This window comes from Streptomyces sp. NPDC008313 (genome assembly GCF_042956125.1).
In the GTDB taxonomy this organism is placed as follows: Bacteria; Actinomycetota; Actinomycetes; order Streptomycetales; family Streptomycetaceae; genus Streptomyces.
In genome coordinates this window covers 39473-65693 of the sequence record NZ_JBIBFR010000014.1, presented here as the reverse complement: position 1 = coordinate 65693, position 26221 = coordinate 39473, and the positions used below count along the sequence as shown (strand labels likewise).

Below are 26221 nucleotides of genomic sequence, written 5' to 3'. Positions count from 1 at the left end.
CACGTCCGCGGCGGGCTGTCCCGGCCGGCCCCGCCCGGTCCCGGTCCCGGCCGGGCCGGGCCGGGCCGGGCCGGGCACCCGGCCGCGCTCCGGCCGGGGCCGCTGTCCGACAATGGCCGAGTGACCAGCCCCGACACCTCCGACGTTCCCGAGGCGCGTGATCCGGCCATGTTGCGGCCGCGGCTGCCCTCGCCGTCGCGGGCGGTCGCGGACGAGCGCTTCACGCGCCACGGCGTACGGCTGCTGCTGAAGCGCGACGACCTGATCCATCCGGAGCTGGTCGGCAACAAGTGGCGCAAGCTGGCCCCGAACCTGCGGGCGGCGCGGGGCCGGGCGGTGGTGACCTTCGGCGGCGCCTACTCGAACCATCTGCGGGCCACGGCCGCCGCGGGCCGTCTGCTGGGCCTGCCGACCATCGGCGTGGTGCGCGGCCAGGAACTCGCCGGCCGCCCGCTCAACCCGTCTCTGGCCCGCTGCGCGGCCGACGGCATGCGGCTGTGCTTCGTGGACAGGGCGACGTACCGCCGCAAGGCCGAACCGGACACCTTGGCCGGGATCCTGCGCTCCGTGGAGGCCACCGACGCCCATGTGGTGCCCGAGGGCGGCAGCAACTCCCTCGCGGTACGCGGCTGCGTGGCCCTCGGCGAGGAGCTGCGCGGCCGCACCGACGTGGTCGCCCTGGCCTGCGGCACCGGCGGGACGCTCGCGGGGCTGGCCGCCGGGCTCTCCCCCGGCCAGCGGGCCGTCGGCATCGCCGTCGTCGGGGGCGGCTTCCTGGACGCGGCGACCGAAGCCCTGCAGAGGGAGGCGTTCGGCGGCCGGCGCGGCGACTGGTCCGTCGACGACCGCTTCGCCTTCGGCGGTTACGCCCGCACCACACCCGGACTGGAGTCCTTCGCGGCGGACTTCGAGGACCGCCACGGGCTGCCCGTCGAGCGGCTCTACGTCGCCAAGATGCTCCACGGCCTCGTCACCCTCGCGGACGAGGGCGCCTTCCCGGCCGGCACCACGGTCACCGCCGTCATCACCGGCCGGCCGGATCAGGCCGCCTCCCGGTAGACCGCCGCCTCCTCCAGGTCGAGCCGGCGCAGCAGTGCCCGCAGCATCTCGTCGTCGATGTACCGGTGGTCACGCAGCCGCACGAAGACCGCGCGCTCCGCGCCGATCATCTCGCGGGACAGCCGCCGGTAGGTGTCGTCGGCGCTCTCGCCGGTCACCGGGTTCACCGCGCCGAGCCGCTCCCAGACCGCGTTGCGGCGGCGCTCCAGCACGGTGCGCAGCCGTTCGGCGAGCGGCGGGGGCAGCACGTTGCGCTCGTCGGCGAGCAGTTCCTCCAGCCGCTCCTCCGCGGCACGGGAGGCCTGTGCCTGGGCGTTCGCCTCGGCGAGCGTCTCGGCCTGCGCGTCACGCCCCGGCAGCCGCAGCATCCTGATCAGCGGGGGCAGGGTGAGCCCCTGGACGACGAGTGTCCCGATGACCGTGGTGAAGGTCAGGAACAGGATCAGGTTGCGCTCGGGGAACGGGTCTTGGCCGTGCACGGTCAGCGGGATCGAGAAGGCGATGGCGAGCGAGACCACCCCGCGCATCCCGGCCCAGGCGATGACGAACGGTCCCTTCCAGGAGGGGTCGTCCTCCCGTGCCCGGATCCGCGCCGACAGCAGGCGCGGCAGGAAGGTGGCGGGATACACCCACACGAACCGGGTGACGACCACGATCACGAAGAGGGCCACCGCGTACCAGGCGGCGCTGATCCCCTCGTACGCGCCGAGCCCTCTGAGGACGACGGGCAGCTGGAGCCCGATGAGGGCGAAGACCGCCGACTCCAGGAGGAAGGCGACCATCTTCCACACGGCCTCCTCCTGGAGCCGGGTCGCGAAGTCGACCTCCCACGCGCGGTGCCCGAGGTAGAGGGCGACGACGACCACGGCGAGCACGCCGGAGGCGTGCACCTGCTCGGCGACCCCGTAGGCGACGAAGGGGATCAGCAGGGAGAGCGTGTTCTGCAGCAGCGCCTCGTTCAGACGGGTGCGCAGCCAGTGCAGCGGCACCATCAGGACGAGGCCGGCCAGGACGCCGCCGACCGCGGCGAGCAGGAACTCGCCGACACCGGCCGACCAGGTCGCCCCCTCGCCGACGGCGGCGGCCAGGGCCACCCGGTAGGCGGTGATCGCCGTCGCGTCGTTCACCAGCGACTCGCCCTGCAGGATCGTGGTGATCCGGGACGGCAGCCCCACGCGGCGGGCGACGGCCGTGGCGGCGACCGCGTCCGGCGGCGCCACCACCGCGCCGAGCACCAGCGCCGCCGTGAGCGGCAGTCCCGGCACGATCAGGTAGACGGCCCAGCCGACGGCCAGCGTCGCGAAGAGCACGTAGCCGACCGACAGCAGGGCGACGGGCCGCAGCTGCGCGCGGAGGTCGAGGTACGAGCTGTCGGTGGCGGCCGTGTACAGCAGCGGGGGGAGCAGCAGGGGCAGCACCACCTCGGGGTCGAGGGTGTAGTCGGGCACACCCGGGACGTACGAGACCAGGAGCCCGGCGGCGACGAGGAGCAGGGGCGCGGGCACCGGGACCCGGCGGCCCGCGCCGGCGACCGCCGCGCTGCCCGCCACCAGCAACAGCAGTGGCAATATGTCCATCGTGTTCCCGCCCGCCCTCGAATTCCGCGCGGCTTCCCGCACGCCCGACGTAACCTGGCAATCATGAAACAGTGCACGCACGCCGACGCGCTGCCGCACCCCGAACCGGAACCGCTCAGCGACACCTGTACGGAGTGCCTCGCGGCCGGTACCCACCCCGTGCAGCTTCGGCTGTGCCTGACGTGCGGGCATGTCGGCTGCTGCGACTCCTCGCCGCTGCGGCACGCGACGGAGCACCACAAGGACTCCGGTCACCCGGTCATGCGTTCGTTCGAACCGGGTGAGAGCTGGCGCTGGTGCTTCGTGGACCACGTCCTCGCATGACGGGGCACGCGGGACGAGGTCACGCGGGGCGGGGGCCAACGGGACGGGGCTCGCGTGACGGGGCCCCGCGGGGCGAGACTCCGTGCGGAACGCGGCGGGCGGGCACGCGCACGCGTCCCGCCGGATCCCGACGGTTCGACAGTCGGACGCCTGGGTACGTCAACCCGGCGCGCCCTCTTCCGAATTGGGCTCGCAGACCCCTAGCCACTTTCCGTATTCATGTGCTTACTATGAGTGACAGCAGGGGCCGGGGCCCCCGGGACACGGACACCGGGAGCGCGATAGCGTCACCGCTGCACCAGTAGCGCGTCACCGGGGGGCGACCCCCGGCCCCGAAAGAGCATGTACCACCTTGGAGGTGAGGGTGTCCCAGATCGCAGGCGAGCCCGCGACCCAGGACTTCGTCGAAGTCCGGCTGCCGGCTGCGGGTGCCTACCTGTCGGTGCTGCGCACGGCCACGGCCGGTCTCGCGGCGCGTTTGGACTTCACCCTCGACGAGATCGAGGACCTGCGCATCGCCGTCGACGAGGCCTGCGCGATCCTGCTGCAGCAGGCCGTCCCCGGCTCGGTGCTCAGCTGTGTCTTCCGGCTCATCGAGGACTCCCTCGAAGTCACCGTCTCGGCGCCGACCACGGACGGTCACGCCCCTTCGCGTGACACCTTCGCGTGGACGGTCCTGTCCGCCCTCGCGGGCCAGGTCGACTCCACCGTCTCCGAGGACAAGACCGTTTCGATCAGTCTCTACAAGAAGCGCGGCGCGGGACCCGGGCCGGCGTGAGGAACGGGGACGGGCCGGTGCGTGACGAAGAGCGCGGCACACGGGAGCTTCCCGCCGGTGACGGGACCGCTGCCGGCTCGGCGGGGTCTCCCCGGTCCGGGCGCGGCCGGGGACCGGAAGGCTCCGGGGCTCCGGGCGGGCTCCCGGAGCCGGCGGCCGGCGTCGACGGCATCCCCGAGCAGGCCCGGCCGCATCCGCAGGACGTGCCGCCGGGCCGGGACGGGGCCTCCCCCGCCCACGGGGGTCCACCCGCTCCAGCGACACCGGGAGCGGGTGAGGAGCGCAGAGCTCGGGGAAGGGTGACGGGCGGGAACATGAGCGAGCACGAGCGAGACGCGGAGCAGAGCGTGCGCGGCACGCGGCACGGGCCGAGCGCCCAGCACACCCAGCACGCGCGGTACGACCCGCGCGACCGCAGCAGCGCGCGGGCCATGTTCGTCGAGCTGCGCGCGCTGGGCGCCGACACCGCCGAGTACGCCCAGCTGCGCAATCAGCTGGTCCGGATGCATCTGCCGCTCGTCGAGCATCTCGCACGCCGCTTCCGCAACCGGGGCGAGCCGCTCGACGACCTCACCCAGGTCGCGACGATCGGTCTGATCAAGTCGGTGGACCGCTTCGACCCGGAGCGCGGAGTCGAGTTCTCGACGTACGCGACACCGACGGTCGTGGGCGAGATCAAGCGGCACTTCCGCGACAAGGGCTGGGCGGTGCGCGTCCCGCGCCGCCTGCAGGAGCTGCGGCTCGCGCTCACCACGGCGACCGCGGAGCTCTCGCAGCAGCACGGGCGTTCGCCCACGGTGCACGAGCTGGCCGAGAAGCTGGCCATCTCCGAGGAGGAGGTCCTGGAGGGCCTGGAGTCGGCCAACGCCTACTCCACGCTGTCTCTGGACGTCCCGGACACCGACGACGAGTCCCCCGCGGTCGCGGACACGCTGGGCGCGGAGGACGAGGCCCTGGAGGGCGTCGAGTACCGCGAGTCCCTCAAGCCGCTGCTGGAGGACCTCCCGCCGCGGGAGAAGCGGATCCTGCTGCTGCGCTTCTTCGGCAACATGACCCAGTCGCAGATCGCGCAGGAGGTCGGCATCTCCCAGATGCACGTCTCCCGGCTGCTGGCCCGCACGCTGGCGCAGCTTCGGGAGAAGCTCCTCGTCGAGGAGTGAGGGTCCCGGAGGGGACGGGCTAGGACCGCTTCCCGTCCTGGGCGGCGCCGGGACCCCGGATGCCGAGGGCCCGGGTCGTCGTGGGGTGGAGCAGCAGGACGAGCGCCGTGACGGAGACGGCCGCCAGGGCGATCCCCCCGGGGATCGCGACGCTGTCGGCCTGGAGCAGGCTGTACGCGACGGGCAGCGCCATGATCTGGGTGACGACCGCCGGGCCCCGGCTCCACGAGCGGCGCAGCAGGAGCCCGCGGGCGGCGAGCAGCGGGAGCAGCGCGAGCACGGCGAGGGTGACTCCGCCGGTGACTGCCTGGCCGCGGTCGTCCGGGGTGCCGGTGAGTCCCATGACGAGCATGTAGATCCCGCCCACGACGAGGGCGGCGCCCTCCAGTCCGGCCAGGGCGGCGGCGCCGGTCAGGCGGCTGGGCCGGGGGCCGGCGTCCATGGCGTCCGTACGGTCCGCGGTGTCCGGGGTGGGGGTCTGCTCAGGGCTCACCCCTGCAGGGTAGCGGCCGGGGTGCGGGCGATGGCGCGGCGGCCGGGCGCGGGGTCCCGGGTGCGGCATCACGGGTGCGGGGTGAAACCGGTGGATCTCCACCTCGCGCTGGGACGAGTACCGCCCGGTAGGTAGTCTGCTTCCCATGCGTGCACTTCTCGTGGTCAATCCGGCAGCTACCACCACGAGCGCACGCACGCGCGATGTGCTGATCCACGCGCTGGCGAGCGAGATGAAGCTCGACGCGGTCACCACCGAGTACCGCGGGCACGCCAGGGACCTCGGGCGGCAGGCGGCGGAGGGCAAGGAGATCGAGCTGGTCGTGGCCCTCGGCGGCGACGGCACGGTCAACGAGGTCGTCAACGGACTGCTGCACGACGGCCCCGATCCGGACAGACTGCCGCGCCTCGCCGTGGTGCCCGGCGGCTCCACCAATGTCTTCGCGCGCGCCCTGGGGCTGCCGAACGACGCCGTCGAGGCCACCGGCGCCCTGCTGGACGCGTTGCGCGAGGGCCGGGAACGCACGGTCGGTCTGGGGATCGCCTCCGGCACCCCGGGCACCGAGGACGAGGCCGTCCCGGGACGCTGGTTCACCTTCAACGCGGGCCTCGGCTTCGACGCGGGTGTGGTCGGCCGGGTCGAACAGCACCGCGAGCGCGGCAAGCGCTCCACGCACTCCCTCTATGTGCGGCAGGCGCTGCGCCAGTTCTTCGGCGAGCCGCACCGCAGGCAGGGCACGATCACGCTGGAGCGGGCCGGCGCCGACCCGGTGACCGGTCTGGTGCTGTCCATAGTCTGCAACACCGCCCCGTGGACCTATCTGGGCAATCGCCCGGTGTACGCGTCCCCTAAAGCCTCGTTCGACACCGGGCTCGACGTACTCGGCCTCAGCCGTATGTCCACGGCCGCCGTCGCCCGATATGGCACCCAGTTGCTCACTTCGTCCCCCGAGCGCGGGCCGCACGGCAAGCACGCTCTGTGCCTGCACGACCTGACGGACTTCACCTTGCATTCGAAGGTGCCACTGCCCCTGCAGATGGACGGTGACCACCTGGGGCTGCGTACGAGCGTCTCGTTCACAGGCGTACGCCGTGCACTGCGTGTGATTGTGTGAGTGGAAGACGCCAAAGTCCTTGCACTCGAACGTTTAGGCCAGCATCCACCCCATGGAAGTACGGCTGTGAGCTAGCCGACACCGAGGAATCAAAAAAAACTTTCTTGAAGGGGTTGTATCCGCCGCCGAGGTTTGCGAGTCTCTACGTGGCGCTCGGGACGGCCCGCAACATCGGCCCCCACAGAGCGCCGGAACCCCTCCTCACATCACAGGACCACGTCAGGTCACCTGGCTGTCGGCCCTTCACTTGTTGAGGGATTCGTGAAAGCGTTCACATTCACAAGCACCCTGAATGTAATACCAAGGAGAGGTAGCAGCCATGGACTGGCGTCACAACGCCGTTTGCCGCGAGGAAGACCCCGAGCTCTTCTTCCCCATCGGCAACACCGGTCCTGCGCTGCTGCAGATCGAGGAAGCCAAGGCCGTCTGCCGCCGCTGCCCCGTCATGGAGCAGTGCCTGCAGTGGGCGCTCGAGTCCGGTCAGGACTCCGGCGTCTGGGGTGGCCTCAGCGAGGACGAGCGCCGCGCGATGAAGCGCCGCGCCGCCCGCAACCGAGCCCGTCAGGCCTCCGCCTGACGCTCCACCCCGCAACAGCCTGAGCCCGGCGGCGCGTACGGCGAGTACGCATCTCCCGCCCCCGAGCCGCAGCGCGCAGTACCCCCGATGCGCAGAGCAACGTGAGCGATGAGCCCCGGACCACCCAGTGGTCCGGGGCTCATCGCTGTGCGCCCGCGCGGGCCGTCGGCGGCCGGCGGGGCGCCGCCGACGCCTCGTCACTTCTGGGTCACCACCGGGATGTCGAGAAGGACCTGGGTGCCGCGCCCGGGGGCCGGCACCATGTCGAAGGAGCCGCCCAACTCGCCCTCAACCAGGGTCCGTACGATCTGCAGGCCCAGGTTGCCCGAGCGGTGCGGGTCGAAGCCCTCGGGCAGGCCGACCCCGTCGTCCTGGACGGTCACCAGGAGGCGGGCCTCCTTGCTGGTGCCGCCCCGGACCGCCGCGACCTCGACCGTGCCCCGGTCGCCCTCCCGGAAGCCGTGCTCCAGGGCGTTCTGCAGGATCTCGGTGAGGACCATGGACAGCGGGGTCGCGACCTCCGCGTCCAGGATGCCGAAGCGGCCGGTGCGCCGGCCGGTGACCTTGCCGGGTGAGATCTCGGCGACCATCGCCAGCACCCGGTCGGCGATCTCGTCGAACTCGACCCGCTCGTCCAGATTCTGGGACAGCGTCTCGTGCACGATCGCGATGGAACCGACCCGGCGCACCGCCTCCTCCAGGGCCTCCCTGCCCTTGTCCGAGTCGATCCGGCGGGCCTGGAGGCGCAGCAGGGCGGCCACCGTCTGGAGGTTGTTCTTCACCCGGTGGTGGATCTCCCGGATGGTGGCGTCCTTGGTGATCAACTCGCGCTCGCGCCGGCGCAGTTCGGTGACGTCGCGCAGCAGGACGAGCGAACCGACGCGGGTGCCCTTCGGCTTGAGCGGGATCGCGCGCAGCTGGATGACCCCGTCGTTGCTCTCGATCTCGAACTCCCGGGGCGCCCAGCCGCTGGCGACCTTGGCGAGCGCCTCGTCCACCGGGCCCCGGGACGGGGCGAGTTCGGCGGTGGTCAGTCCGAGGTTGTGGCCGACCAGGTCGGCGGCGAGACCCAGCCGGTGGTACGCGGAGAGGGCGTTCGGGGACGCGTACTGGACGATGCCGTCCGCGTCCACCCGGATCAGGCCGTCACCCACCCGGGGCGAGGCGTCCATGTCGACCTGCTGGTCGGGGAACGGGAACGAGCCCGCGGCGATCATCTGGGCGAGGTCGGAGGCACTCTGGAGATAGGTCAGCTCCAGCCGGCTCGGTGTCCGCACGGTCAGCAGGTTGGTGTTGCGGGCGATCACCCCGAGGACGCGGCCCTCCCTGCGCACGGGGATGGACTCGACCCGGACCGGGACCTCCTCGCGCCACTCCGGGTCGCCCTCGCGCACGATCCGGCCCTCGTCGAGCGCGGCGTCCAGCATGGGCCTGCGGCCGCGCGGCACGAGATGGCCGACCATGTCGTCCTGGTACGAGGTGGGGCCGGTGTTGGGCCGCATCTGGGCGACGGAGACGTAGCGGGTGCCGTCGCGGGTGGGCACCCACAGCACGAGGTCGGCGAAGGAGAGGTCGGAGAGCAGCTGCCACTCCGAGACCAGCAGGTGCAGCCACTCGAGGTCGGAGTCACCGAGAGCGGTGTGCTGGCGTACGAGGTCGTTCATGGAGGGCACGTGTGCGAGCGTACCCGCGGGCGGGGGTCCTACCCGAAACGTTCCTCCGCGCGGCCCGCGGACCGCTGTGGACACCGCCCGGCTCCGTGCCCGGTCCGAGCGGAACATCCCGCGAGGAAGGCCCCGGAAACACCCGCGGGCCGCGGCGCCTGGGAGGGACCCTCAACCCTCCCGGCACCGCAGCCCGGAGCAACAACGGCCGCGGGGTGTGCGGTCCCGGTCGGCCGAAGGAGAGGACCCGGAGCAGTCAGGGCAGAGAGCGCCGGTTCCTCGATCCGCCTTCCTGTGCGGGGAAGGCGGAGGCTTGTCACGTGCGATGGTACCGAGATGCTTTACCTGCGCATGGTGGACTAGACCATGCTCGTGCATCCGCGCGCGTGTGTCCATGCGTCGGTGGATGTTTGTTTCGGACCCCTCGGTCGCACATCCGCCCACACACTTCGCACTCACCGCGAAGCCTAGCCCGCCCGGCCCGTGCGCGCGTGCGAATGCCCGCGCCCGGCAGGGACTGCTCTGCTAGATTGGTCTAAACCACATATGCCCTACGGGTCCCCCAGTTGAGTCCCCTCTTCCAGATCGGCAGGCCCAGCGTGGAAGTTGTCATCGTCCCGGACGCCCAGGCAGGCGGCGAACTGATCGCCGAGGCCATGGCACGGCTGCTCAGGCACAAGCCCGACGCCCTGCTGGGCGTGGCCACCGGCTCGACCCCGCTGCCCATCTACGAGGCGCTGGCGAGCAAGGTGAAGGCCGGTGCCGTGGACGCCTCCCGGGCGCGGATCGCCCAGCTCGACGAGTACGTGGGACTGCCGGCCGACCACCCCGAGTCGTACCGGTCGGTGCTGCGGCGCGAGGTGCTCGAACCGCTCGGCGTGGACGTGCGCGCCTTCATGGGCCCGGACGGCACCGCCGACGACGTACAGGCCGCCTGCGTGGCCTACGACCGGGCGCTGGCCTCGGCCGGCGGAGTCGACCTGCAGCTGCTCGGGATCGGCACGGACGGACACATCGGGTTCAACGAGCCGTGCTCCTCGCTCGCCTCCCGGACCCGCATCAAGACGCTCACCGAGCAGACCCGGGTGGACAACGCGCGGTTCTTCGACGGCGACATCGAGCAGGTGCCGCACCACGTGATCACCCAGGGCATCGGCACGATCCTGGAGGCGCGCCACCTCGTGCTGCTGGCCACGGGCGAGGGCAAGGCCGACGCGGTGGCCGCGACGGTCGAGGGACCGGTCGCCGCGGTCTGCCCGGCCTCCGCGCTCCAGCTGCACCCGCACGCCACGGTCGTCGTCGACGACGCGGCCGCCTCCAAGCTGAAGCTCGCGGACTACTTCCGTCACACGTACGCGAACAAGCCGGACTGGCAGGGCATCTAAGGTCTTTCGATCGGCGCACGGACGTGGAGATGCCGGGTCACCCCCCCGTGGGTGGCCCGGCATCCGTGTTCCCCGGCGGGGTCACTCCCCCGCGATGACCTCCGCCGCGGCCTTGCCGCAGACGCGCGCGGCGCCGTGGGTCGCGATGTGCACGGCGCCCCGGGCCGGGGCCTGCGGGACGCCCATCTCGACGACGACCGTGTCCGGCCGGGCGGCGAGGAGGGTGTCCAGGGCCGCGGACATCCAGGGGTGGCGGTGCTCGTCCCGGACGACGGCGACGACGCGCCGCGAACCCGCGGCGGCGAGCGCGTCCGCGCCGGCGGCGTCACCCGTGAAGGCGCCGGTCTCCGTCCCCGGCACCAGCCGCGCGAGCTCGGCGGCGACGCCCCACGGCGTCTCGTCACCGACCGCGATGTTCGCGACGGGGGTGAAGGCCGCCACGAACGGAGCCCCGGCGGCGGCGCCGGATGCGGCAGGGGTGTACGTCCGCGAGTGCGTCACCGTGAGCGCGCGGCGGGCGGCGACGAGCCCGACTCCGCCCTCGGTGTCCCGGCCGCCGGTCTCCGGCGCCGAGGGCGTGCTCCTGGCCGTGTCCGCCGTCCACCGGGCCAGCGCTCTCACCCGTTCGGCCGCGTCCGCCAGGCGCTCCTCGGCGAGTTCGCCCGCGCGCACCGCTGACACGAGGGCGTCGCGCAGCCTCAGTACCGTCTCGTCGTCCGCGAGCCCCCCGCCCACGCAGATGGCGTCGGCGCCCGCGGCGATGGCGAGGACGCTGCCCCGCTCGATGCCGTACGTCCCCGCGATGGCCCGCATCTCCATGCCGTCGGTGACGATCAGGCCGTCGTAGCCGAGTTCCTCGCGCAGCAGGCCGGTGAGGATGCGGCGCGAGAGGGTCGCGGGCCGGTCGGGGTCGAGTGCCGGGACGAGGATGTGGGCGCTCATCACGGCGCGCGACCCGGCGGCGATCGCGGCCCGGAAGGGGACGAGTTCGCGCTCCTGCAGCACCGCGAGGGAGGCGTCGATGCGCGGCAGCGCGTGGTGGGAGTCGACGGCCGTGTCGCCGTGCCCGGGGAAGTGCTTGGTGCAGGCGGCGACGCCCGCGGACTGGAGCCCGGTGACGTAGGCCGCCGTGTGGCGGGCCACCAGGGCGGTGTCCGCGCCGAAAGAGCGCACGCCGATGACCGGGTTCCCGGGGTTGGAGTTGACGTCGGCGGACGGGGCCCAGTTGAGGTTGACGCCGCAGGCGGCGAGGCGGCGGCCCAGTTCCGCGGCCACGTCCCGGGTGAGGGTCACGTCGTCGACGGCGCCGAGCGCGTGGTTGCCGGGGAAGGACGAACCGGCGCCCACCTCCAGCCGGGTGACGTCGCCGCCCTCCTCGTCGATGGCGACGAGCACGTCGCCGCGCTCGGCGCGCAGTCGGACGGTGAGGGCGGACAGCTGTTCGGCTGAGGCGATGTTCCGGCCGAACAGGCCCACGGAGGTCAGGCCCTCGTCGAGCCTGCGCAGCAGCCAGTCCGGGGCGCTGGTGCCGGTGAAGCCGGGCTGGAGGACCGCGAGCGCGTCGCGGGTGAGCCGGTCCTGGGCGTGGGACGCGGTGGTACCACTGGCGAGTGTCGTCATCGGGTGGCGTTATCCCTTCACGGCGCCCGCGGTCAGGCCCGCGGCCATCTTGCGCTGGACGATGAGGAACAGGACGACGATCGGCACGGCCATCATGGTGGAACCGGCCATCATCGGGGCGTACTCGGTACCGTGCTTGGTGGTGAAGTTGCTCAGCCAGATCGTGGCGGTCTGGTTCTTCTGGCTCATCAGCATCAGGGCGTAGAGGTACTCGTTCCACGCCTGGATGAAGCCGTAGACGGAGGTGGCGACCATGCCCGGGGCGAGCAGCGGGAAGACCACCCGGATGAAGGCGCCGGTGCGGGTGCAGCCGTCGACCATGGCCGCCTCCTCCAGGTCCTTCGGGATGTTGACGATGAAGCCGCGCAGCGTCCACACCGTGAAGGGCAGGATGAAGGTCAGGTAGGTGATGATCAGGCCGGTGAGCCTGTCGTACTGGCCGAGGTCGTTCAGCAGCAGGAAGACCGGGATGATCATGGCTACCAGGGGGACCATCTGGACGGCCAGGATGCCCACGATCACGATCTTGCGGCCGCGGAAGGCGAAGCGGGAGATGGCGAGGGCGGCCAGCATGCCGACCACGATCCCGATGAGCACCACCGAGAGCGAGACGATGAGGCTGCGCCCGACCGGGCCCCAGAAGTCGGCGATGTCCAGCGCGCGCCGGAAGTTGTCCAGCGTCAGCGCGGTGGGCAGCAGGCTGGGGTCGGGGTCGATGGCGTCCTTGGCCGGCTTGAACGCCGTGTTGAGCATCCAGTAGACGGGGAAGCCCGCGACGACGAACACGAGGAGACCGAGCACGTTCCAGCCGGACTTCGGCCTGCGGCGGCGGGAGGTGTCCCGGGTCTCGCGGACCCGGCCCCTGCCGGGCCCCGCCTTGCGGGCCCGGATCTCGGTGGCACCGTCGCCGGCGGCACCCGGCGTGGTGATCGCGCTCATTCGACCTCTCCGATCTTGAGCATCTGACGCATGTAGACGGCGACCACGCCCAGCAGCAGGAGCACCGTGAGCAGGGCGATCGCCGAGCCCTGCGCGTAGTCGTTGACCACGAACGCCCGGTCGTAGGACCAGGTGGTGAGCAGCTGGAACTCGGCTTCCGGATGGCCGCCGCGCATCACGAAGACCTGGGGGAAGACGCCCATGTCCCAGATGACCGAGAGGGTCGTCAGCATGACGATGATGGGCTTGAGGATGGGCAGGGTGACGTAGCGGAAGACGCCCCAGGCGCCCGCTCCGTCGAGCCGGGCGGCCTCCTCCAGCTCCTTGGGGACCTGGGTGAGACCGGCGCTGAGGGTGATGACGACGAACGGCACCGCGCCCCAGACCACGAGCAGCATGATGACCGCGAGGCCCTGCGGCCCGCTGGCGAACCAGTTGTGGCCGATCATGTCGACGCCCGGCAGCCTGCTGAGCACCGCGTTGAAGACGCCGTAGTCGGAGTCGAACAGCCACTTGAACACGGTCGTCGCCACGATGATGGGCATGCCCCAGCTGGCCACGAGCGCGATGTTGACGAGCGTCTTCACCCAGCCGGAGACCCGCTGGAGGAGCAGCGCGATCAGCATGCCGATGACCATCGTGAAGATGACGGAGCCGGCGGCGAAGACGATCGTGCGGACGACGACGTCCCAGAACTCGCTGTCGCCGAGCACCTTGGAGAAGTTGTCGAAGCCGACCGACTCGGCCGGCTGGAAGCCCCAGAGCTGGGACTGCCCGAACTTCTGGAAGGAGAGGGTGACCAGGCGGACCATCGGATAGCCGAGGACCAGCACGAGGATCAGCAGGCAGGGGGCGAGCAGCGCCCACGGCACCGCGGCCCCGCCGGTGGTCCGCCGCGGGCGTGGCCGTGGAGCGGCCGGTATTGGTGGTGGCGACTGCCGCGTGGGCGGCACTTTGGCAGTGGTCGTGTCTGCGGCACTCATCCGCGCGCTCCTCAGCGGTCCCTCAGGTCCTACGGGAAGCAGGGCCCCGTCCCCCCTTCCGGGGTCCGACGAGGCCCTGCCACCGGGTCACTTGGTGTTGATGACCTTGTCGATCGCGGCGTCCGCCTCCTTGGCGGCGGCCTCGACGGACTTCTTGCCGGTGCCGATGTTCTGCAGCATCGTCTGCAGGACCTGGGCCTTCTCGACCTGTCCCCAGCCCGGCGCCATCGGCACGAACCAGTTGCTCTCGGCCGCCGTGGCCGGGACCGCTGTCTTCGGGTCGCTCTGCAGCTTCGCGAGGTCCATCTTGTTGTTCGGCAGGTTGCCCTTGGCCATCAGGCCCTTCTGCCCCTTGGCGCCGGTGAGGGCGTTGATCCACTCGGCCGCGACGCCCTGCGCCTTGGACTTCACCGGGACGGCGAGGTCGGAACCGCCGAGGAAGACGGGGATGTTCTTGCCGGACGGGCCGGGCATCACGAAGTTCTCGAGGTTGCCCTTGAGCTTGCCGGTCTTGTCGTTCTTCGGGTCCTCGGCGGTCGCGCCCTCCCAGGCCGCGCCGAAGATCATGGCGGACTTGCCCTGCCCGTACACGATGTAGCGGTCGGACTCGTCCTTGGTCTTGTCGCCGTGCATGTACTTGTCGACGACCGACTTGAACGACTTGAGGCCCTTGACGGACTCGGGCGAGGAGAGGTTGCCCTTCCAGGTGCCGCCCTCCTCCTTGGCGATGGAGCCGCCGGCGTCGTACACGAAGGACATGGCGGCGTACCAGTCACGGGTCGGCTGGTACCAGGCGTTGAACTTGTCACCCTGCTTCTTCTGGATCTTGTCCAGTGCGGCGGTGAGCTGCTCGTAGGTCTCGGGGACGGACTTCACCCCGGCCGAAGCGGCGATGTCCTTGCGCCAGTTGGCGACGCGGCCACCCGCGTAGTACGGCACGCCGTAGGTCTTGCCGTCGTACGTGACGGACTCCTCGAGGCCGTCGAGCCAGGCGTCCGAGTGGTCGAACTTCTTCGGGTCGACCGGCGCGAAGGCACCCTTGACCATGTAGCTGAGCATCTCGGTGTTGCCCATCTCGACCACGTCGGGCGCCTTGTCGGTGGCGAGGACCGCGTCGAGCTTGGCGTTCTTGTCCGGCCAGCCGTAGTACTCGTGGTTGATCTTGATGCCGGGGTGCTGCTTCTTCACGGCGGCATCGGCGGCCTTCACCAGCTCGGGCCAGTTGTTCTGCGCGTCCACCGTGAGCCAGACGGTCAGCTCCTTGGCGTCCGCGCCCTTGCTGCCCCCGGACCCGCTGTCGCTGTCCCCGCACGCCGCGATGGAAACCATCATGCCCGCGATACCGATCGCGGCTATCAGCTTGCGCTTCACGCCACCCTCCTCAGGGATGCCATAAACCCCCCTGCCCACCCCGGTGACTGTGAGAGTGCTGCCCGTGGTGCCAGGACCTGGACCAATGGTGTAGACCAGTAGGCTGGAGCTTGGCCCAGACCAATAGGCGTGTCAAGGGTGTTCGGCGCGCTTCGGTCGTCCGTTATGCGACCTACATATGCAAGGACCTTTAAGTAGGTAAGCCGCAGAAAGGGCAGGTGAGTTGACGCACTCCATGGTGGACCACTTCCGGGCGTTGGACTAGACCAACGCGGAAGCCCGACGGTATACAGAGGGATCACGGGGCTGCGGGGGGACACTCGCGGACCAAGCCGTGCCACGATGTGATCCGTGACCGACGGGGTACGCCGGTCGGTCCGCGAGCCGGTGGGGACACCGGTCGCATTCGGCACCCGGAGCCGGGAAGGCAGAGCATGAGCACCGAGGTCAGCAGTGCGGAGAACGAGGGCGGGGCTACCGTCCGCACCGCGCGCGTGCCCAAGTACTACCGCCTCAAGAAGCACCTGCTCGACATGACGGACACGCTGCCCCCCGGCACGCCAGTGCCGCCCGAGCGGACGCTCGCCGCCGAGTTCGACACCTCGCGCACCACCGTGCGCCAGGCGCTGCAGGAGCTGGTCGTCGAGGGCCGGCTCGAACGCATCCAGGGCAAGGGCACCTTCGTCGCCAAGCCCAAGGTCTCCCAGGCGCTGCAACTGACCTCGTACACCGAGGACATGCGCGCCCAGGGCCTGGAGCCGACCTCGCAGCTGCTCGACATCGGCTACATCACCGCCGACGAGACCCTGGCCGGCCTGCTCGACATCTCGGCCGGCGGGCGCGTGCTGCGGATCGAGCGGCTCCGGCTGGCCAGCGGCGAGCCGATGGCGATCGAGACGACCCACCTCTCCGCCAAGCGCTTCCCGGCCCTGCGCAGGTCACTGGCCAAGTACACCTCCCTCTACACGGCGCTCGCGGAGGTGTACGACGTCCATCTCGCCGAGGCCGAGGAGACCATCGAGACGTCGCTGGCCACCCCGCGCGAGGCCGGCCTGCTCGGCACCGACGTCGGCCTGCCCATGCTGATGCTCTCCCGCCACTCGCTGGACAAGCACGGCCAGCCGGTGGAGTGGGTGCGCTCGGTGTACCGGGGCGACCGCTACAAGTTCGTGGCGAGGCTGAAGCGGCCGGTCGACTGAGCGGCCTGCCGGTCGAGCGGCCCGTCCGCCGACCGGTACGCCTACCGAGGGGTACCACGACCGACCGGTACGACGACCGAGCCGTACGACGACCGAGCGAGGGCATTGCCGGTGACGGCACGGAATATCTCATTCCGGATTCTGTGAACACGTGCGGATCCGTTATGCGGACGGGGCTTCCATAAGGCGGAAGCGTCCCTTAGATTTCGCTGCGCATTACACAGGTGATCAGCGAGGGGACGGAGCCGCCTTATGTCAGATGTGCCCGAAGTGCAGCCGCCGGTGGTGACACCGGTCCGCGTGGTCATCGCCCTCTGTCTGATCGCCCCGTTCGCGGCGATGCTCTGGGTCGGCTCGTACGCGAAGACCGACCCGGCCTTCATCGGCATCCCGTTCTTCTACTGGTACCAGATGCTGTGGGTGGTCATCTCCACCGCGCTGACGATGCTCGCTTACACGCTGTGGCGCCGTGACCAGCGCGCCCGCACGGGGGGTGCGTCGAAGTGAAGGACGGCGTCAACGGCGTCGCGCTCGGCGTCTTCATCTTCTTCTTCCTTGCCGTCACGGTCGTCGGCTTCATGGCCGCACGCTGGCGCAAGGCCGACAACGAGCACAGCCTCGACGAATGGGGTCTGGGCGGCCGCTCGTTCGGCACCTGGATCACATGGTTCCTGCTCGGCGGCGACCTGTACACGGCGTACACCTTCGTCGCCGTCCCGGCGGCCATCTACGCGGCGGGCGCGGCCGGCTTCTTCGCCGTGCCGTACACGATCCTGGTGTACCCGCTGATCTTCACCTTCCTGCCTCGGCTCTGGTCGGTCTCGCACAAGCACGGATACGTGACGACCTCGGACTTCGTCCGCGGCCGGTTCGGCTCGAAGGGGCTGTCGCTGGCGGTCGCCGTCACCGGCATCCTCGCCACGATGCCGTACATCGCACTCCAGCTCGTCGGCATCCAGGCCGTCCTGGACGTGATGGGCGTCGGAGGCGGCGAGAACACCAACTGGTTCGTCAAGGACCTGCCGCTGCTCATCGCCTTCGGTGTGCTCGCCGCGTACACGTACTCCTCGGGTCTGCGGGCCCCGGCGCTGATCGCGTTCGTGAAGGACGCCCTGATCTACATCGTGATCGCGGTGGCCATCATCTACATCCCGATCAAGCTGGGCGGCTTCGACGACATCTTCGCGAAGGCGGGCGACGCGTTCAGCCAGACCAACCCGGCGACGGGCAAGCCACGCGGCGCGCTCGTCCCCGCGGAGGCCGGTCAGTGGACGTACGCGACGCTGGCCCTCGGCTCCGCGCTGGCCCTGTTCATGTATCCGCACTCCATCACGGCGACGCTCTCCTCGCGCAGCCGTGAGGTGATCCGGCGCAACACCACGATCCTGCCGCTGTACTCGCTGATGCTGGGCCTGCTCGCGCTGCTCGGCTTCATGGCGATCGCCGCCGGCGTGAAGGTGGACAACGGCCAGCTGGCCATCCCGCAGCTGTTCGAGAACATGTTCCCGGACTGGTTCGCGGGCGTGGCGTTCGCCGCCATCGGCATCGGCGCGCTGGTGCCCGCGGCGATCATGTCCATCGCGGCGGCGAACCTGTTCACGCGCAACATCTACAAGGACTTCATCAAGCCGAACGCGACCCCGCAGCAGGAGACCAAGGTCTCCAAGCTGGTCTCGCTGCTGGTGAAGGTCGGCGCCCTGGTCTTCGTCCTGACCATGGACAAGACGGTCGCCATCAACTTCCAGCTGCTGGGCGGCATCTGGATCCTGCAGACCTTCCCGGCGCTGGTCGGCGGCCTGTTCACCCGCTGGTTCCACCGCTGGGCGCTGCTGGCGGGCTGGGCGGTCGGCATGGTCTACGGCACGCTGGCCGCGTACGGCGTCGCCTCGCCGACGCAGGACCACTTCGGCGGCAGCTCGAAGGAGATCCCCGGCATCGGGGAGATCGGCTACATCGGTCTGACGGCGTTCGTGCTCAACGTGGTGGTGACGGTGGTCCTCACCTTCGCCCTGAAGGCCTTCAAGGCCCCCGACGGCGTCGACGAGACGTCGCCGCAGGACTACACGGTGGACGCGGGCGACCCCGGTGTCCAGGTGGAGCTCCCGCCGGCCACGGCGGGCACCTCGCACTGACCCCGCTCACGACGGGCCGCCGGGGAGATCCGGCGGCCCGTCGTCGTATCCGGGGCGCACTCGGCCCCGTGATGCGCGGCCCGGCACGCGGCGGCCGGGCGAAGCCCGCTCCGGAGCTCGACGCCCTCACGCTCCCCGCCCGCGAACTGACGCTCCGGCACCGTCCAGACCACCGCCGCGAGCCGGGCCTGGACACAACATCTGGGGGTGCTCACGGAGCCGGGCACAAGATGTATGCTCATGCTCGCTGTCGCCGCAGGGGAATCCGGTGCGAATCCGGAACTGTCCCGCAACGGTGTGCCCGCGTGTCTTCGCACGCGTGTCCAGTCCGAGGACCTGCCGACAGCGCGCCCGGCCGTCCCGGTCCGGGTGCCATGACGTCCGGGCCTCGCGGAGTGGGCCGGCGGACGCGCGCGGGCCCCGCTGCCGGATCCGTGCGCCCTGCTGCCCTCCCCACGGCCCGCCGAGCGAGGGAGAGCAACACGTGACCATCGCGCCCGCCGGACCGGCTTCGGCGACCACGACACGGGCGGAGGCCGACGGGCCGGGAGCGGTACTGCTGCGGACCCTGACCGAGCTGACCGCCGACCTCCCCGACGCCGACCCCGGACGGGTCGCCGCGGCCGCGCTGCGCGGCCGGTCCGCGCACGCCGACGAGGCGGAGCTGCGCGAGCTGGCCACCGAAGCGGCCGCCGGCCTCATCTCCGAGGACCCCGCGTACTCCCGGCTCGCGGCGCGGCTGCTCACCCTCGGCATCCGGGCCGAGGCCGCCTCGCAGGGCGTCACGTCGTTCTCCGGATCGGTGGCGGCCGGGCACCGCGAGGGTTTGATCGCGGACCGCACGGCGGCCTTCGTCCAGCGGCACGCACAGCGGCTCGACGACCTCGTCGACACCGCCGCCGACGACCGCTTCGGCTACTTCGGGCTGCGTACGCTGCACAGCCGCTACCTGCTGCGCCACCCGGTCACCCGCAAGGTCGTCGAGACCCCGCAGCACTTCATGCTGCGCGTGGCCGCCGGTCTCGCCGAGGACGACACGGACCGGTCCGTGGACGAGGTCGCCTCGCTGTACGGCCTGATGAGCCGGCTCGACTACCTGCCGTCCTCCCCCACGCTGTTCAACTCCGGCACCCGGCACCCGCAGATGTCGTCCTGCTACCTCCTCGACTCGCCGCTGGACGAGCTGGACTCGATCTACGACCGCTACCAGCAGGTCGCCCGGCTCTCCAAGCACGCGGGCGGCATCGGGCTGTCCTACTCCCGCATCCGCGCCCGGGGCTCGCTGATCCGCGGCACGAACGGCCACTCCAACGGCATCGTCCCGTTCCTGAAGACGCTGGACGCCTCGGTCGCCGCCGTCAACCAGGGCGGACGGCGCAAGGGCGCGGCCGCGGTCTACCTGGAGACCTGGCACGCGGACATCGAGGAGTTCCTCGAACTGCGCGACAACACCGGCGAGGACGCCCGCCGCACGCACAACCTGAACCTGGCGCACTGGATCCCGGACGAGTTCATGCGCCGGGTGGAGGAGGACCGCGTCTGGTCGCTGTTCTCACCGTCCGACGTGCCGGAGCTGGTGGACCTGTGGGGCGACGCGTTCGACACCGCCTACCGCGCGGCCGAGGAGGCGGGACTCGCGAGGAGGACCATCCCCGCCCGCGAGCTGTACGGACGCATGATGCGCACCCTCGCGCAGACCGGCAACGGCTGGATGACCTTCAAGGACGCCGCCAACCGCACCGCCAACCAGACCGCCGAACCGGGCCACACCGTGCACTCCTCGAACCTGTGCACGGAGATCCTGGAGGTCACGGACGACGGGGAGACGGCGGTCTGCAACCTCGGCTCGGTCAATCTCGCCGCCTTCGTCGACCCGGCGGCCGGCACCCTCGACTGGGAGCGGCTGGACGCCACCGTCCGCACGGCCGTGACCTTCCTCGACCGGGTCGTCGACATCAACTTCTACCCGACCGAGCAGGCCGGCCGCTCCAACGCCAGGTGGCGGCCGGTCGGCCTCGGCACGATGGGCCTCCAGGACGTCTTCTTCCAGCTGCGCCTGCCGTTCGACTCGCCCGGGGCCCGCGCCCTCTCCACCCGCATCGCCGAGCGCGTCATGCTCGCCGCGTACGAGGCCTCCGCCGACCTCGCCGAGCGCGCGGGCTCCTTCCCCGCCTGGGAGAAGACCCGCACCGCCCGGGGCGTGCTGCACCCCGACCACTACGGCGTCGAACCCGCCTGGCCCGAGCGGTGGGCGGCGCTGCGCGAGCGGATCGCCGCCGTCGGCATGCGCAACGCGCTGCTCCTCGCGATCGCCCCGACCGCGACGATCGCGTCCATCGCGGGCGTCTACGAGTGCGTCGAGCCGCAGGTCTCCAACCTGTTCAAGCGCGAGACGCTGTCCGGCGAGTTCCTCCAGGTCAACTCCTACCTGGTGGACGAGCTGAAGCGGCTCGGCGTGTGGGACGCCGGGACCAGGGAGGCGCTGCGCGAGGCGAACGGCTCGGTGCAGGGCTTCGGCCGGGTGCCCGAGGACGTCCGGGCGCTGTACCGCACGGCGTGGGAGATCCCGCAGCGCGGCCTCATCGACATGGCGGCGGCCAGGACCCCGTACCTGGACCAGGCCCAGTCGCTGAACCTGTTCCTGGAGACGCCGACGATCGGCAAGCTCTCCTCGATGTACGCGTACGCCTGGAAGTCGGGGCTGAAGACGACGTACTACCTCCGCTCGCGCCCGGCGACCCGCATCGCGCGCGCCGCGCGGGCCGCCGCCCCCGTGCAGGCCGCCCCGGACCCCGACGCGGTCGCCTGCTCCCTTGAGAACCCCGAGTCCTGCGAGGCCTGTCAGTGACGAGCTCCACGAACACGACCAAGAACACGAACACGACCAAGAACCTGCTCGACCCGGGCTTCGAACTGACCCTGCGTCCCATGCGCTACCCGGACTTCTACGAGCGCTACCGGGACGCGATCAAGAACACCTGGCACGTCGAGGAGGTCGACCTCCACTCGGACGTCGCCGACCTCGCGAGGCTGAGCCCGAGTGAGCGGCATCTGATCGGCCGGTTGGTCGCGTTCTTCGCGACGGGCGACTCGATCGTGGCGAACAACCTGGTGCTGACGCTGTACAAGCACATCAACTCCCCCGAGGCGCGGCTGTATCTGAGCCGTCAGCTCTTCGAGGAGGCGGTGCACGTACAGTTCTACCTGACGCTGCTGGACACCTATCTACCCGATCCGGACGACCGGTCGGCGGCCTTCGCGGCCGTGGAGAACATCCCGTCCATCCGCGAGAAGGCGGAGTTCTGCTTCCGGTGGATGGGCTCCGTCGAGAAGCTGGACCGGCTGGAGTCGCAGGCGGACCGGCGCCGGTTCCTGCTGAACCTGATCTGCTTCGCCGCCTGCATCGAGGGCCTGTTCTTCTACGGGGCGTTCGCGTACGTCTACTGGTTCCGCAGCCGGGGTCTGCTGCACGGTCTGGCCACCGGCACCAACTGGGTGTTCCGCGACGAGACGATGCACATGTCCTTCGCCTTCGAGGTGGTGGACACCGTCCGCAAGGAGGAGCCGGAGCTGTTCGACGACCGGCTGGAGCGGCAGGTGACCGACATGCTGCGGGAGGCCGTCGAGGCCGAGCTGCAGTTCGCGCGCGACCTGTGCGGTGACGGCCTCCCGGGGATGAACACCGAGTCGATGCGGGAGTACCTGGAGTGCGTCGCCGACCAGCGTCTGCTGCGGCTCGGCTTCGCTCCGGTGTACGGCTCCGAGAACCCCTTCTCCTTCATGGAGCTCCAGGGGGTTCAGGAGCTGACCAACTTCTTCGAGCGGCGGCCCTCCGCGTACCAGGTGGCGGTGGAGGGGACGGTCGGGTTCGACGACGACTTCTGAGCCGGGCGGGGCCGTGACGCCGCCCTGAGCTGACGGTCCACGCGCCGCTCGTGGGCCAGTCCGATCAGCGAGGGGAGGACGAGGACCAGCAGGACCCCGAGGACGGTGAGGATGTCGGTGAGTGCGTTCATGTCCTTCACTCTCGCGCCGATTCCTCCTCGGGGTCAGTGGCAGCTCTGCCGCGCACCCTCGAATTCCTGCCATCCAGGGGGCACACTGGCAGGATGCTGAACAACGTGGCAGCCGTCCTGCTCGACGGCGTGCATCCTTTCGAACTAGGAGTCGTCTGCGAGGTGTTCGGCCTCGACCGCGGCGACGAGGGCCTGCCCGTCTACGACTTCGCGGTCGCCTCGGCCGAGGGCCCCACCCTGGGCACCCATGCCGGGTTCACGGTCTCCACGCCGTACGGCCTCGACCGCCTGGAGGCGGCCGACCTCGTCGTCGTCCCGGCCGGCAGCACCTTCGCGACGCGTGACTACCCGCCGGAACTGCTCGCCTCGCTGCGCCGGGTGGTGGACCGGGGCGCCCGGGTGCTCAGCGTCTGCTCCGGGGTGTTCGTACTCGGCGCGGCCGGCCTGCTCGACGGGCGGCGCTGCGCGGTGCACTGGCAGCACGCGGACGAGCTGGCCCGGCAGTATCCGCGGGCCGTCGTCGAGCCCGACGTGCTGTACGTGGACGCGGACCCGGTCATCACCTCGGCCGGCACGGCCGCCGGGATCGACGCCTGCCTGCACATCGTCCGCAAGGAGCAGGGCCCGGAGGTCGCCAACAGCATCGCGCGCCGCATGGTCGTGCCGCCGCACCGGGACGGCGGGCAGGCCCAGTACATCGAGCGGCCGCTGCCGCGCTCCCGGTGCGACACCGTCGGCGAGGTGCTCGTCTGGATGGAGCGCCACCTCGACGAGGAGGTGACCGTGGAACAGCTCGCGGCCCGCGCGCACATGTCCCCGCGCACCTTCGCCCGCCGGTTCCAGCAGGAGACGGGCACCACACCGTACCGCTGGCTCCTGCGGCAGCGGGTACTGCTCGCGCAGCGGCTGCTGGAGGCCACGGACGAGACGATGGAGGTGATCGCGGACCGCGCCGGGTTCGGGAACGCGGCGGCGCTGCGCCATCAGTTCGTGCGGTCCGTGGGGACGACGCCGCAGGGGTACCGGCGCACGTTCAGGGGCTCGCAGGCGGCCTGACCGTGCGCCGGGCACCGCCGGGGTTCAGCGCGGCACGGCCCTCAGCAGCAGGCGGCGGGGACGGAGCGTGATGCCGGCGTGCGGGGTGATGTCGGTCCCCGGCGGGTACTCGAAGCGCCACTTCGGCACCACGGCGGCCAGGATGATGGCGAGTTCGGCCATCGAGAAGTGGTCGGCCGGACACTTGCGGTTGCCCACGCTGAACGGGCTCATGGCGTACTTCGGCACGTCCTTGGAGCGATCCGGATGCCAGCGGTCCGGATCGAACTCCGCATGCCGCTCGTACGACCGCGGATCGCGCTGGATCGCGAACGGGCTGTAGATGATGTCCGCCCCGGCCGGAATGCGGTACCCGCCGAGTTCGGTTTCGGCCAGCGCCTGCCGCGTCAGAATCCAGACAGCGGGCTGGATACGCAGCGCTTCGGTGATGACATTGTTCGTGTGGGTGAGGTTCCTGAGGTCTCCGAAGGTGATCGGGCGGTCACCGACGACCGTTTGCACCTCTTCGCTCAGCCGGTCCGCGTGTTCCGGATGCTCGGTGAGCAATTGCAAGATCCACACCAGCTGAGATCCGACGGTTTCCGTACCTGGGGTGAGTATCGCTATGACCTGATCGTGCACCTCCTGTTCGTTGACCGTTTCACCATTTTCGTCCTTTGCTTCCAGCAGAGCCGTCAGCAAATCGTCCGGCTTCTCCTTCGAGGCCCGGCGCTCTGCGATGACCTCGTCGGCGAGTCGGTGCAATTCGGCCAGCGCCCGGTCGAATTCGCGATGGGACGGCAGCGGCAGGCGGTAGAACGGGCCGAACGAGAGGATCATCCGCCGGTACATGCCGCCGAACACGGTGGTGAGGGCGGCGCTCAGCCGCTCCGCCAGGTCGTCGATCGGCCCGATCCGCAGGAAGCAGCGGGCCGTGACACGGACGCCGATGCGGAACGCCTCCCGCGTCACGTCGAACGTCTCACCCGGTTTCCAGCGCTCCGCGAAGGCACGCGCCTCCTCGGCCATCACCTGGGTGTACCCGGGGATCGCGTCGAGCCGGAAGCTGGGCTGGATCACCTGCCGCTGACGCCGGTGCCGCGCCCCGTTGCTGGTGGCGACGCCCTTGCCGAGCAGGACGTCCAGGGTCTCCCACAGGGGGCCGCCGATCTGGTAGTCGGGACTTGTCAGCAGGCTGCCGACCAGGCCCGGCGAGGTGACGGCGTACACCGTCTTGGGTCCGAGTTTCAGCCGGACCAGGTCGCCGTGGTCGCGTAACTGGGACAGGAAGCCCAGCGGGTCGCGCACCAGTTTCCAGCCGTGGCCGAGGCCCGGCACGCCTCCTCCCGCGAGGGGCGGAGCGGGCAATCGCGATGCGCCGGACACCGGAGGCCGTACGGACTCGACGGTCATTTCTCACCTGCCGCTTCGTTGTTGACGTACGGGGGCGTGGCGCGGTCGTCCCAGCTGTCGACCCGGTACCGGCCGGACTCGTGGTGGAACCAGTACACGGAGCTGAACCAATTCCGCATGTTGCCGAGACACGTCTGCACCGCGCTGCTCAATTCCTTGCCGCGGGTGGTTCCGTCGGCCAGCCGGTCGGCCAGCCGAATCGCATCCTTTTCGGCGGAGAGAAATTCGCTAATGCATTCCTCGACCCGCCGCCTTAATTTCGTGATGGCCTCGGCGAGCGTCAGTCCGCGATGATGGATGAGGCTGATGCCGAGATTATGGACCTCGTCACCCGCCAACTCCTTCGGGAGTGAGCAGAGGTCGTTGTACCAGGCGGCGAATTCCTGGCTCAGAAGGGCAGCACGGCGATATGCGGGGTGCTTCCGCACGGCGTCTGGAATCTCCTGCTCGGCACTCGGTTCGAGCAGATCGGTCCAGATCCAGTGCGCGAAGGTGAGGCGCCGGAGTTCGAGATAGTCCTCGACCGTGGGGACGCGCCCGGCGGTGCGGTTGTCGAACTCCCGGTCGTAGGCGTCGATCACCGCGTGGAAGTGCCGCGCGAACCGGGCGTTCCATCGGGGCCCCAGGAACGAGTACAGCCGCACCATGCTGTCCGCGAACCCCGCCACCAGGGGATCCGTATGGTGCAGATGAGTGTGGGGGGAGTCGAGCGCCTGGTGCAGCCGGAGCCTGAGACCGCGCCAGGCCGCCTGCCGGCCGTGCACCACGTCACGGTCGTGACGGTCGTCCCAGACGAAGAACCACGCGCTGTAGTCGGCTATCGCCTGCATCACCTCGTCGGGCGCGCCCAGGTAGTAGCCCGCCATGAGGTCGGTGTAGCGCAGGCCGTCGGCGTGTTCCTCGACCTTGTCCGCCGGCATGAGGCGTTTTTCGAGCAGCCAGGAACGCGTGTTCTCCTGGAGGCTCGGCCAATACGGGTGCAGTCGTCGGGAAAACCCGGTTTCGATCACCGGTAAGGAGAGCGCCGGTGGCACTTCGACCGTGGCTGTCGTCGCTGAAGTGCTCCGCGGATAAGGATGCACGAACTAACCCCTCTCAGCCGCCTGCTGACGCCGCGCCCCTCCGCTGTGCCGGGCGTGCGCCGTTGCGTATCCCCGCACTTCCCATTCAGCACCACAACTGACCGTTCTGGGAACGGATTTGCGCCCCTCACTACCCCGAGGTGCCGAGATTCTCCCGTTGTGTGACCACTTCTGGATCAACCGGGCGGTACAAGAGGGCGAACATCCGACACACGAACGAACGCGCCCGGCCGGGATGGTCTCCGACCGGGCGCGGTGGGAACGCTGTCCGGGCGCCGCGCGAGCGCTCTGCGCGCGCCG

23 protein-coding genes and 1 riboswitch are annotated in these 26221 nt (G+C 70.5%); of the genes, 13 read left to right on the top strand and 10 right to left on the bottom strand.

Annotated features, from left to right (window positions below):
• Positions 1-168 precede the first annotated feature (168 nt).
• The gene (locus tag ACFY93_RS20100) at positions 169-1059 is read left to right on the top strand and encodes a pyridoxal-phosphate dependent enzyme (RefSeq protein ID WP_391361075.1); all 891 of its coding nucleotides are present in this window, start codon (positions 169-171) and stop codon (positions 1057-1059) included.
• Here the strand turns inward: ACFY93_RS20100 and ACFY93_RS20095 are convergent.
• Complete coding sequence (locus ACFY93_RS20095; protein WP_391360667.1) at positions 1041-2636, bottom strand: Na+/H+ antiporter; 1596 nt, start codon at positions 2634-2636, stop codon at positions 1041-1043. The two genes, ACFY93_RS20100 and ACFY93_RS20095, sit on opposite strands and share 19 nt — an antisense overlap.
• 63 nt (positions 2637-2699) lie before the next feature.
• Between ACFY93_RS20095 and ACFY93_RS20090 the strand changes: the two genes are divergently transcribed.
• The 3 genes from ACFY93_RS20090 (at position 2700) to ACFY93_RS20080 (ending at position 4898) form a co-directional block, all read left to right on the top strand.
• Positions 2700-2960, top strand: a complete 261-nt coding sequence (locus tag ACFY93_RS20090; protein ID WP_391360664.1) for a UBP-type zinc finger domain-containing protein — start codon at positions 2700-2702, stop codon at positions 2958-2960.
• Positions 2961-3324: 364 nt separating this feature from the next.
• A complete protein-coding gene (locus tag ACFY93_RS20085) occupies positions 3325-3738 on the top strand; it encodes an anti-sigma regulatory factor (protein ID WP_391360663.1) in 414 nt (137 codons plus the stop codon).
• A 17-nt stretch (positions 3739-3755) separates the two neighbouring features.
• The gene (locus ACFY93_RS20080; RefSeq protein WP_391360661.1) at positions 3756-4898 is read left to right on the top strand and encodes a SigB/SigF/SigG family RNA polymerase sigma factor; all 1143 of its coding nucleotides are present in this window, start codon (positions 3756-3758) and stop codon (positions 4896-4898) included.
• 19 nt (positions 4899-4917) lie between these two features.
• Here the strand turns inward: ACFY93_RS20080 and ACFY93_RS20075 are convergent, their stop codons facing one another.
• Positions 4918-5391 (bottom strand): hypothetical protein, encoded by a 474-nt coding sequence (locus tag ACFY93_RS20075; protein ID WP_391360658.1) that lies wholly within the window; start codon positions 5389-5391, stop codon positions 4918-4920.
• A 145-nt stretch (positions 5392-5536) separates the two neighbouring features.
• Here ACFY93_RS20075 and ACFY93_RS20070 point away from each other — a divergent pair, with 145 nt between their 5' ends.
• Positions 5537-6505 (top strand): diacylglycerol kinase family protein, encoded by a 969-nt coding sequence (locus ACFY93_RS20070; RefSeq protein ID WP_391360656.1) that lies wholly within the window; start codon positions 5537-5539, stop codon positions 6503-6505.
• A 319-nt stretch (positions 6506-6824) separates the two neighbouring features.
• Positions 6825-7082 carry a WhiB family transcriptional regulator gene (locus ACFY93_RS20065; protein WP_016639615.1) on the top strand — a complete coding sequence of 86 codons (258 nt, stop codon included), beginning with the start codon at positions 6825-6827 and terminating at the stop codon, positions 7080-7082.
• Positions 7083-7279: 197 nt separating this feature from the next.
• Here the strand turns inward: ACFY93_RS20065 and ACFY93_RS20060 are convergent, their stop codons facing one another.
• Positions 7280-8746 carry a histidine kinase N-terminal domain-containing protein gene (locus ACFY93_RS20060; protein ID WP_391361073.1) on the bottom strand — a complete coding sequence of 489 codons (1467 nt, stop codon included), beginning with the start codon at positions 8744-8746 and terminating at the stop codon, positions 7280-7282.
• Positions 8747-9345: 599 nt separating this feature from the next.
• Between ACFY93_RS20060 and nagB the strand changes: the two genes are divergently transcribed.
• Positions 9346-10131, top strand: coding sequence for a glucosamine-6-phosphate deaminase (gene nagB, locus ACFY93_RS20055; RefSeq protein ID WP_391361072.1), 786 nt, complete (start codon positions 9346-9348; stop codon positions 10129-10131).
• A gap of 81 nt (positions 10132-10212) precedes the next feature.
• Here nagB and ACFY93_RS20050 read toward each other — a convergent pair whose 3' ends face one another.
• The 4 genes from ACFY93_RS20050 to ACFY93_RS20035 all read right to left on the bottom strand — a co-directional run bounded on the left by ACFY93_RS20050 (position 10213) and on the right by ACFY93_RS20035 (position 15044).
• Positions 10213-11751 carry a glycoside hydrolase family 3 N-terminal domain-containing protein gene (locus ACFY93_RS20050; RefSeq protein WP_391360653.1) on the bottom strand — a complete coding sequence of 513 codons (1539 nt, stop codon included), beginning with the start codon at positions 11749-11751 and terminating at the stop codon, positions 10213-10215.
• Between the two features lie 9 nt (positions 11752-11760).
• Positions 11761-12690: an ABC transporter permease subunit gene (locus ACFY93_RS20045; RefSeq protein ID WP_391360650.1), complete on the bottom strand. Its 930-nt coding sequence runs from the start codon at positions 12688-12690 to the stop codon at positions 11761-11763.
• Positions 12687-13673 carry an ABC transporter permease subunit gene (locus tag ACFY93_RS20040; RefSeq protein WP_391360648.1) on the bottom strand — a complete coding sequence of 329 codons (987 nt, stop codon included), beginning with the start codon at positions 13671-13673 and terminating at the stop codon, positions 12687-12689. Before ACFY93_RS20040 ends, ACFY93_RS20045 begins: the two co-directional genes overlap by 4 nt.
• An 87-nt stretch (positions 13674-13760) precedes the next feature.
• Complete coding sequence (locus ACFY93_RS20035; RefSeq protein WP_391360645.1) at positions 13761-15044, bottom strand: extracellular solute-binding protein; 1284 nt, start codon at positions 15042-15044, stop codon at positions 13761-13763.
• 434 nt (positions 15045-15478) lie between these two features.
• On the opposite strand from ACFY93_RS20035, the gene ACFY93_RS20030 reads away from it, so the two are divergent.
• The 5 genes from ACFY93_RS20030 to ACFY93_RS20010 all read left to right on the top strand — a co-directional run bounded on the left by ACFY93_RS20030 (position 15479) and on the right by ACFY93_RS20010 (position 22260).
• A complete protein-coding gene (locus tag ACFY93_RS20030) occupies positions 15479-16243 on the top strand; it encodes a UTRA domain-containing protein (protein WP_391360642.1) in 765 nt (254 codons plus the stop codon).
• Positions 16244-16495: 252 nt separating this feature from the next.
• On the top strand, positions 16496-16750 hold the full coding sequence (locus tag ACFY93_RS20025) for a DUF3311 domain-containing protein (protein ID WP_391360639.1): 255 nt from the start codon (positions 16496-16498) through the stop codon (positions 16748-16750).
• Positions 16747-18375: a monocarboxylate uptake permease MctP gene (gene mctP / locus ACFY93_RS20020; RefSeq protein ID WP_391360637.1), complete on the top strand. Its 1629-nt coding sequence runs from the start codon at positions 16747-16749 to the stop codon at positions 18373-18375. The genes ACFY93_RS20025 and mctP overlap by 4 nt, the downstream gene beginning before the upstream one ends.
• Positions 18376-18634: 259 nt before the next feature.
• A riboswitch (cobalamin riboswitch) is annotated at positions 18635-18712 on the top strand.
• Positions 18713-18859: 147 nt separating this feature from the next.
• Complete coding sequence (locus ACFY93_RS20015) at positions 18860-21223, top strand: ribonucleoside-diphosphate reductase subunit alpha (RefSeq protein WP_391360636.1); 2364 nt, start codon at positions 18860-18862, stop codon at positions 21221-21223.
• Positions 21224-21303: 80 nt separating this feature from the next.
• On the top strand, positions 21304-22260 hold the full coding sequence (locus ACFY93_RS20010; protein ID WP_391361070.1) for a ribonucleotide-diphosphate reductase subunit beta: 957 nt from the start codon (positions 21304-21306) through the stop codon (positions 22258-22260).
• Here ACFY93_RS20010 and ACFY93_RS20005 read toward each other — a convergent pair.
• Positions 22173-22391 carry a hypothetical protein gene (locus ACFY93_RS20005; RefSeq protein ID WP_391360633.1) on the bottom strand — a complete coding sequence of 73 codons (219 nt, stop codon included), beginning with the start codon at positions 22389-22391 and terminating at the stop codon, positions 22173-22175. The genes ACFY93_RS20010 and ACFY93_RS20005 overlap by 88 nt on opposite strands.
• A gap of 93 nt (positions 22392-22484) precedes the next feature.
• On the opposite strand from ACFY93_RS20005, the gene ACFY93_RS20000 reads away from it, so the two are divergent.
• Positions 22485-23447, top strand: a complete 963-nt coding sequence (locus ACFY93_RS20000; protein ID WP_391360630.1) for a helix-turn-helix domain-containing protein — start codon at positions 22485-22487, stop codon at positions 23445-23447.
• A 24-nt stretch (positions 23448-23471) separates the two neighbouring features.
• Here ACFY93_RS20000 and ACFY93_RS19995 read toward each other — a convergent pair whose 3' ends face one another.
• Both ACFY93_RS19995 and cyc1 read right to left on the bottom strand, forming a co-directional pair.
• Positions 23472-24839: a cytochrome P450 gene (locus ACFY93_RS19995; protein ID WP_391360628.1), complete on the bottom strand. Its 1368-nt coding sequence runs from the start codon at positions 24837-24839 to the stop codon at positions 23472-23474.
• A complete protein-coding gene (cyc1, locus tag ACFY93_RS19990) occupies positions 24836-25873 on the bottom strand; it encodes an epi-isozizaene synthase (RefSeq protein ID WP_391361067.1) in 1038 nt (345 codons plus the stop codon). Before cyc1 ends, ACFY93_RS19995 begins: the two co-directional genes overlap by 4 nt.
• Between the last annotated feature and the right edge of the window lie 348 nt (positions 25874-26221).

Coding starts and splice junctions, on each gene's coding strand:
- ACFY93_RS20100 (WP_391361075.1), top strand. CDS start 169: ATGTTGCGGCCGCGGCTGCCCTCGCCGTCGCGGGCGGTCGCGGACGAG.
- ACFY93_RS20095 (WP_391360667.1), bottom strand. CDS start 2,636: ATGGACATATTGCCACTGCTGTTGCTGGTGGCGGGCAGCGCGGCGGTC.
- ACFY93_RS20090 (WP_391360664.1), top strand. CDS start 2,700: ATGAAACAGTGCACGCACGCCGACGCGCTGCCGCACCCCGAACCGGAA.
- ACFY93_RS20070 (WP_391360656.1), top strand. CDS start 5,537: ATGCGTGCACTTCTCGTGGTCAATCCGGCAGCTACCACCACGAGCGCA.
- ACFY93_RS20065 (WP_016639615.1), top strand. CDS start 6,825: ATGGACTGGCGTCACAACGCCGTTTGCCGCGAGGAAGACCCCGAGCTC.
- ACFY93_RS20060 (WP_391361073.1), bottom strand. CDS start 8,746: ATGAACGACCTCGTACGCCAGCACACCGCTCTCGGTGACTCCGACCTC.
- ACFY93_RS20050 (WP_391360653.1), bottom strand. CDS start 11,751: ATGACGACACTCGCCAGTGGTACCACCGCGTCCCACGCCCAGGACCGG.
- ACFY93_RS20045 (WP_391360650.1), bottom strand. CDS start 12,690: ATGAGCGCGATCACCACGCCGGGTGCCGCCGGCGACGGTGCCACCGAG.
- ACFY93_RS20040 (WP_391360648.1), bottom strand. CDS start 13,673: ATGAGTGCCGCAGACACGACCACTGCCAAAGTGCCGCCCACGCGGCAG.
- ACFY93_RS20030 (WP_391360642.1), top strand. CDS start 15,479: ATGAGCACCGAGGTCAGCAGTGCGGAGAACGAGGGCGGGGCTACCGTC.
- ACFY93_RS20025 (WP_391360639.1), top strand. CDS start 16,496: ATGTCAGATGTGCCCGAAGTGCAGCCGCCGGTGGTGACACCGGTCCGC.
- ACFY93_RS20010 (WP_391361070.1), top strand. CDS start 21,304: ATGCGCTACCCGGACTTCTACGAGCGCTACCGGGACGCGATCAAGAAC.
- ACFY93_RS20005 (WP_391360633.1), bottom strand. CDS start 22,391: ATGAACGCACTCACCGACATCCTCACCGTCCTCGGGGTCCTGCTGGTC.
- ACFY93_RS20000 (WP_391360630.1), top strand. CDS start 22,485: ATGCTGAACAACGTGGCAGCCGTCCTGCTCGACGGCGTGCATCCTTTC.
- ACFY93_RS19995 (WP_391360628.1), bottom strand. CDS start 24,839: ATGACCGTCGAGTCCGTACGGCCTCCGGTGTCCGGCGCATCGCGATTG.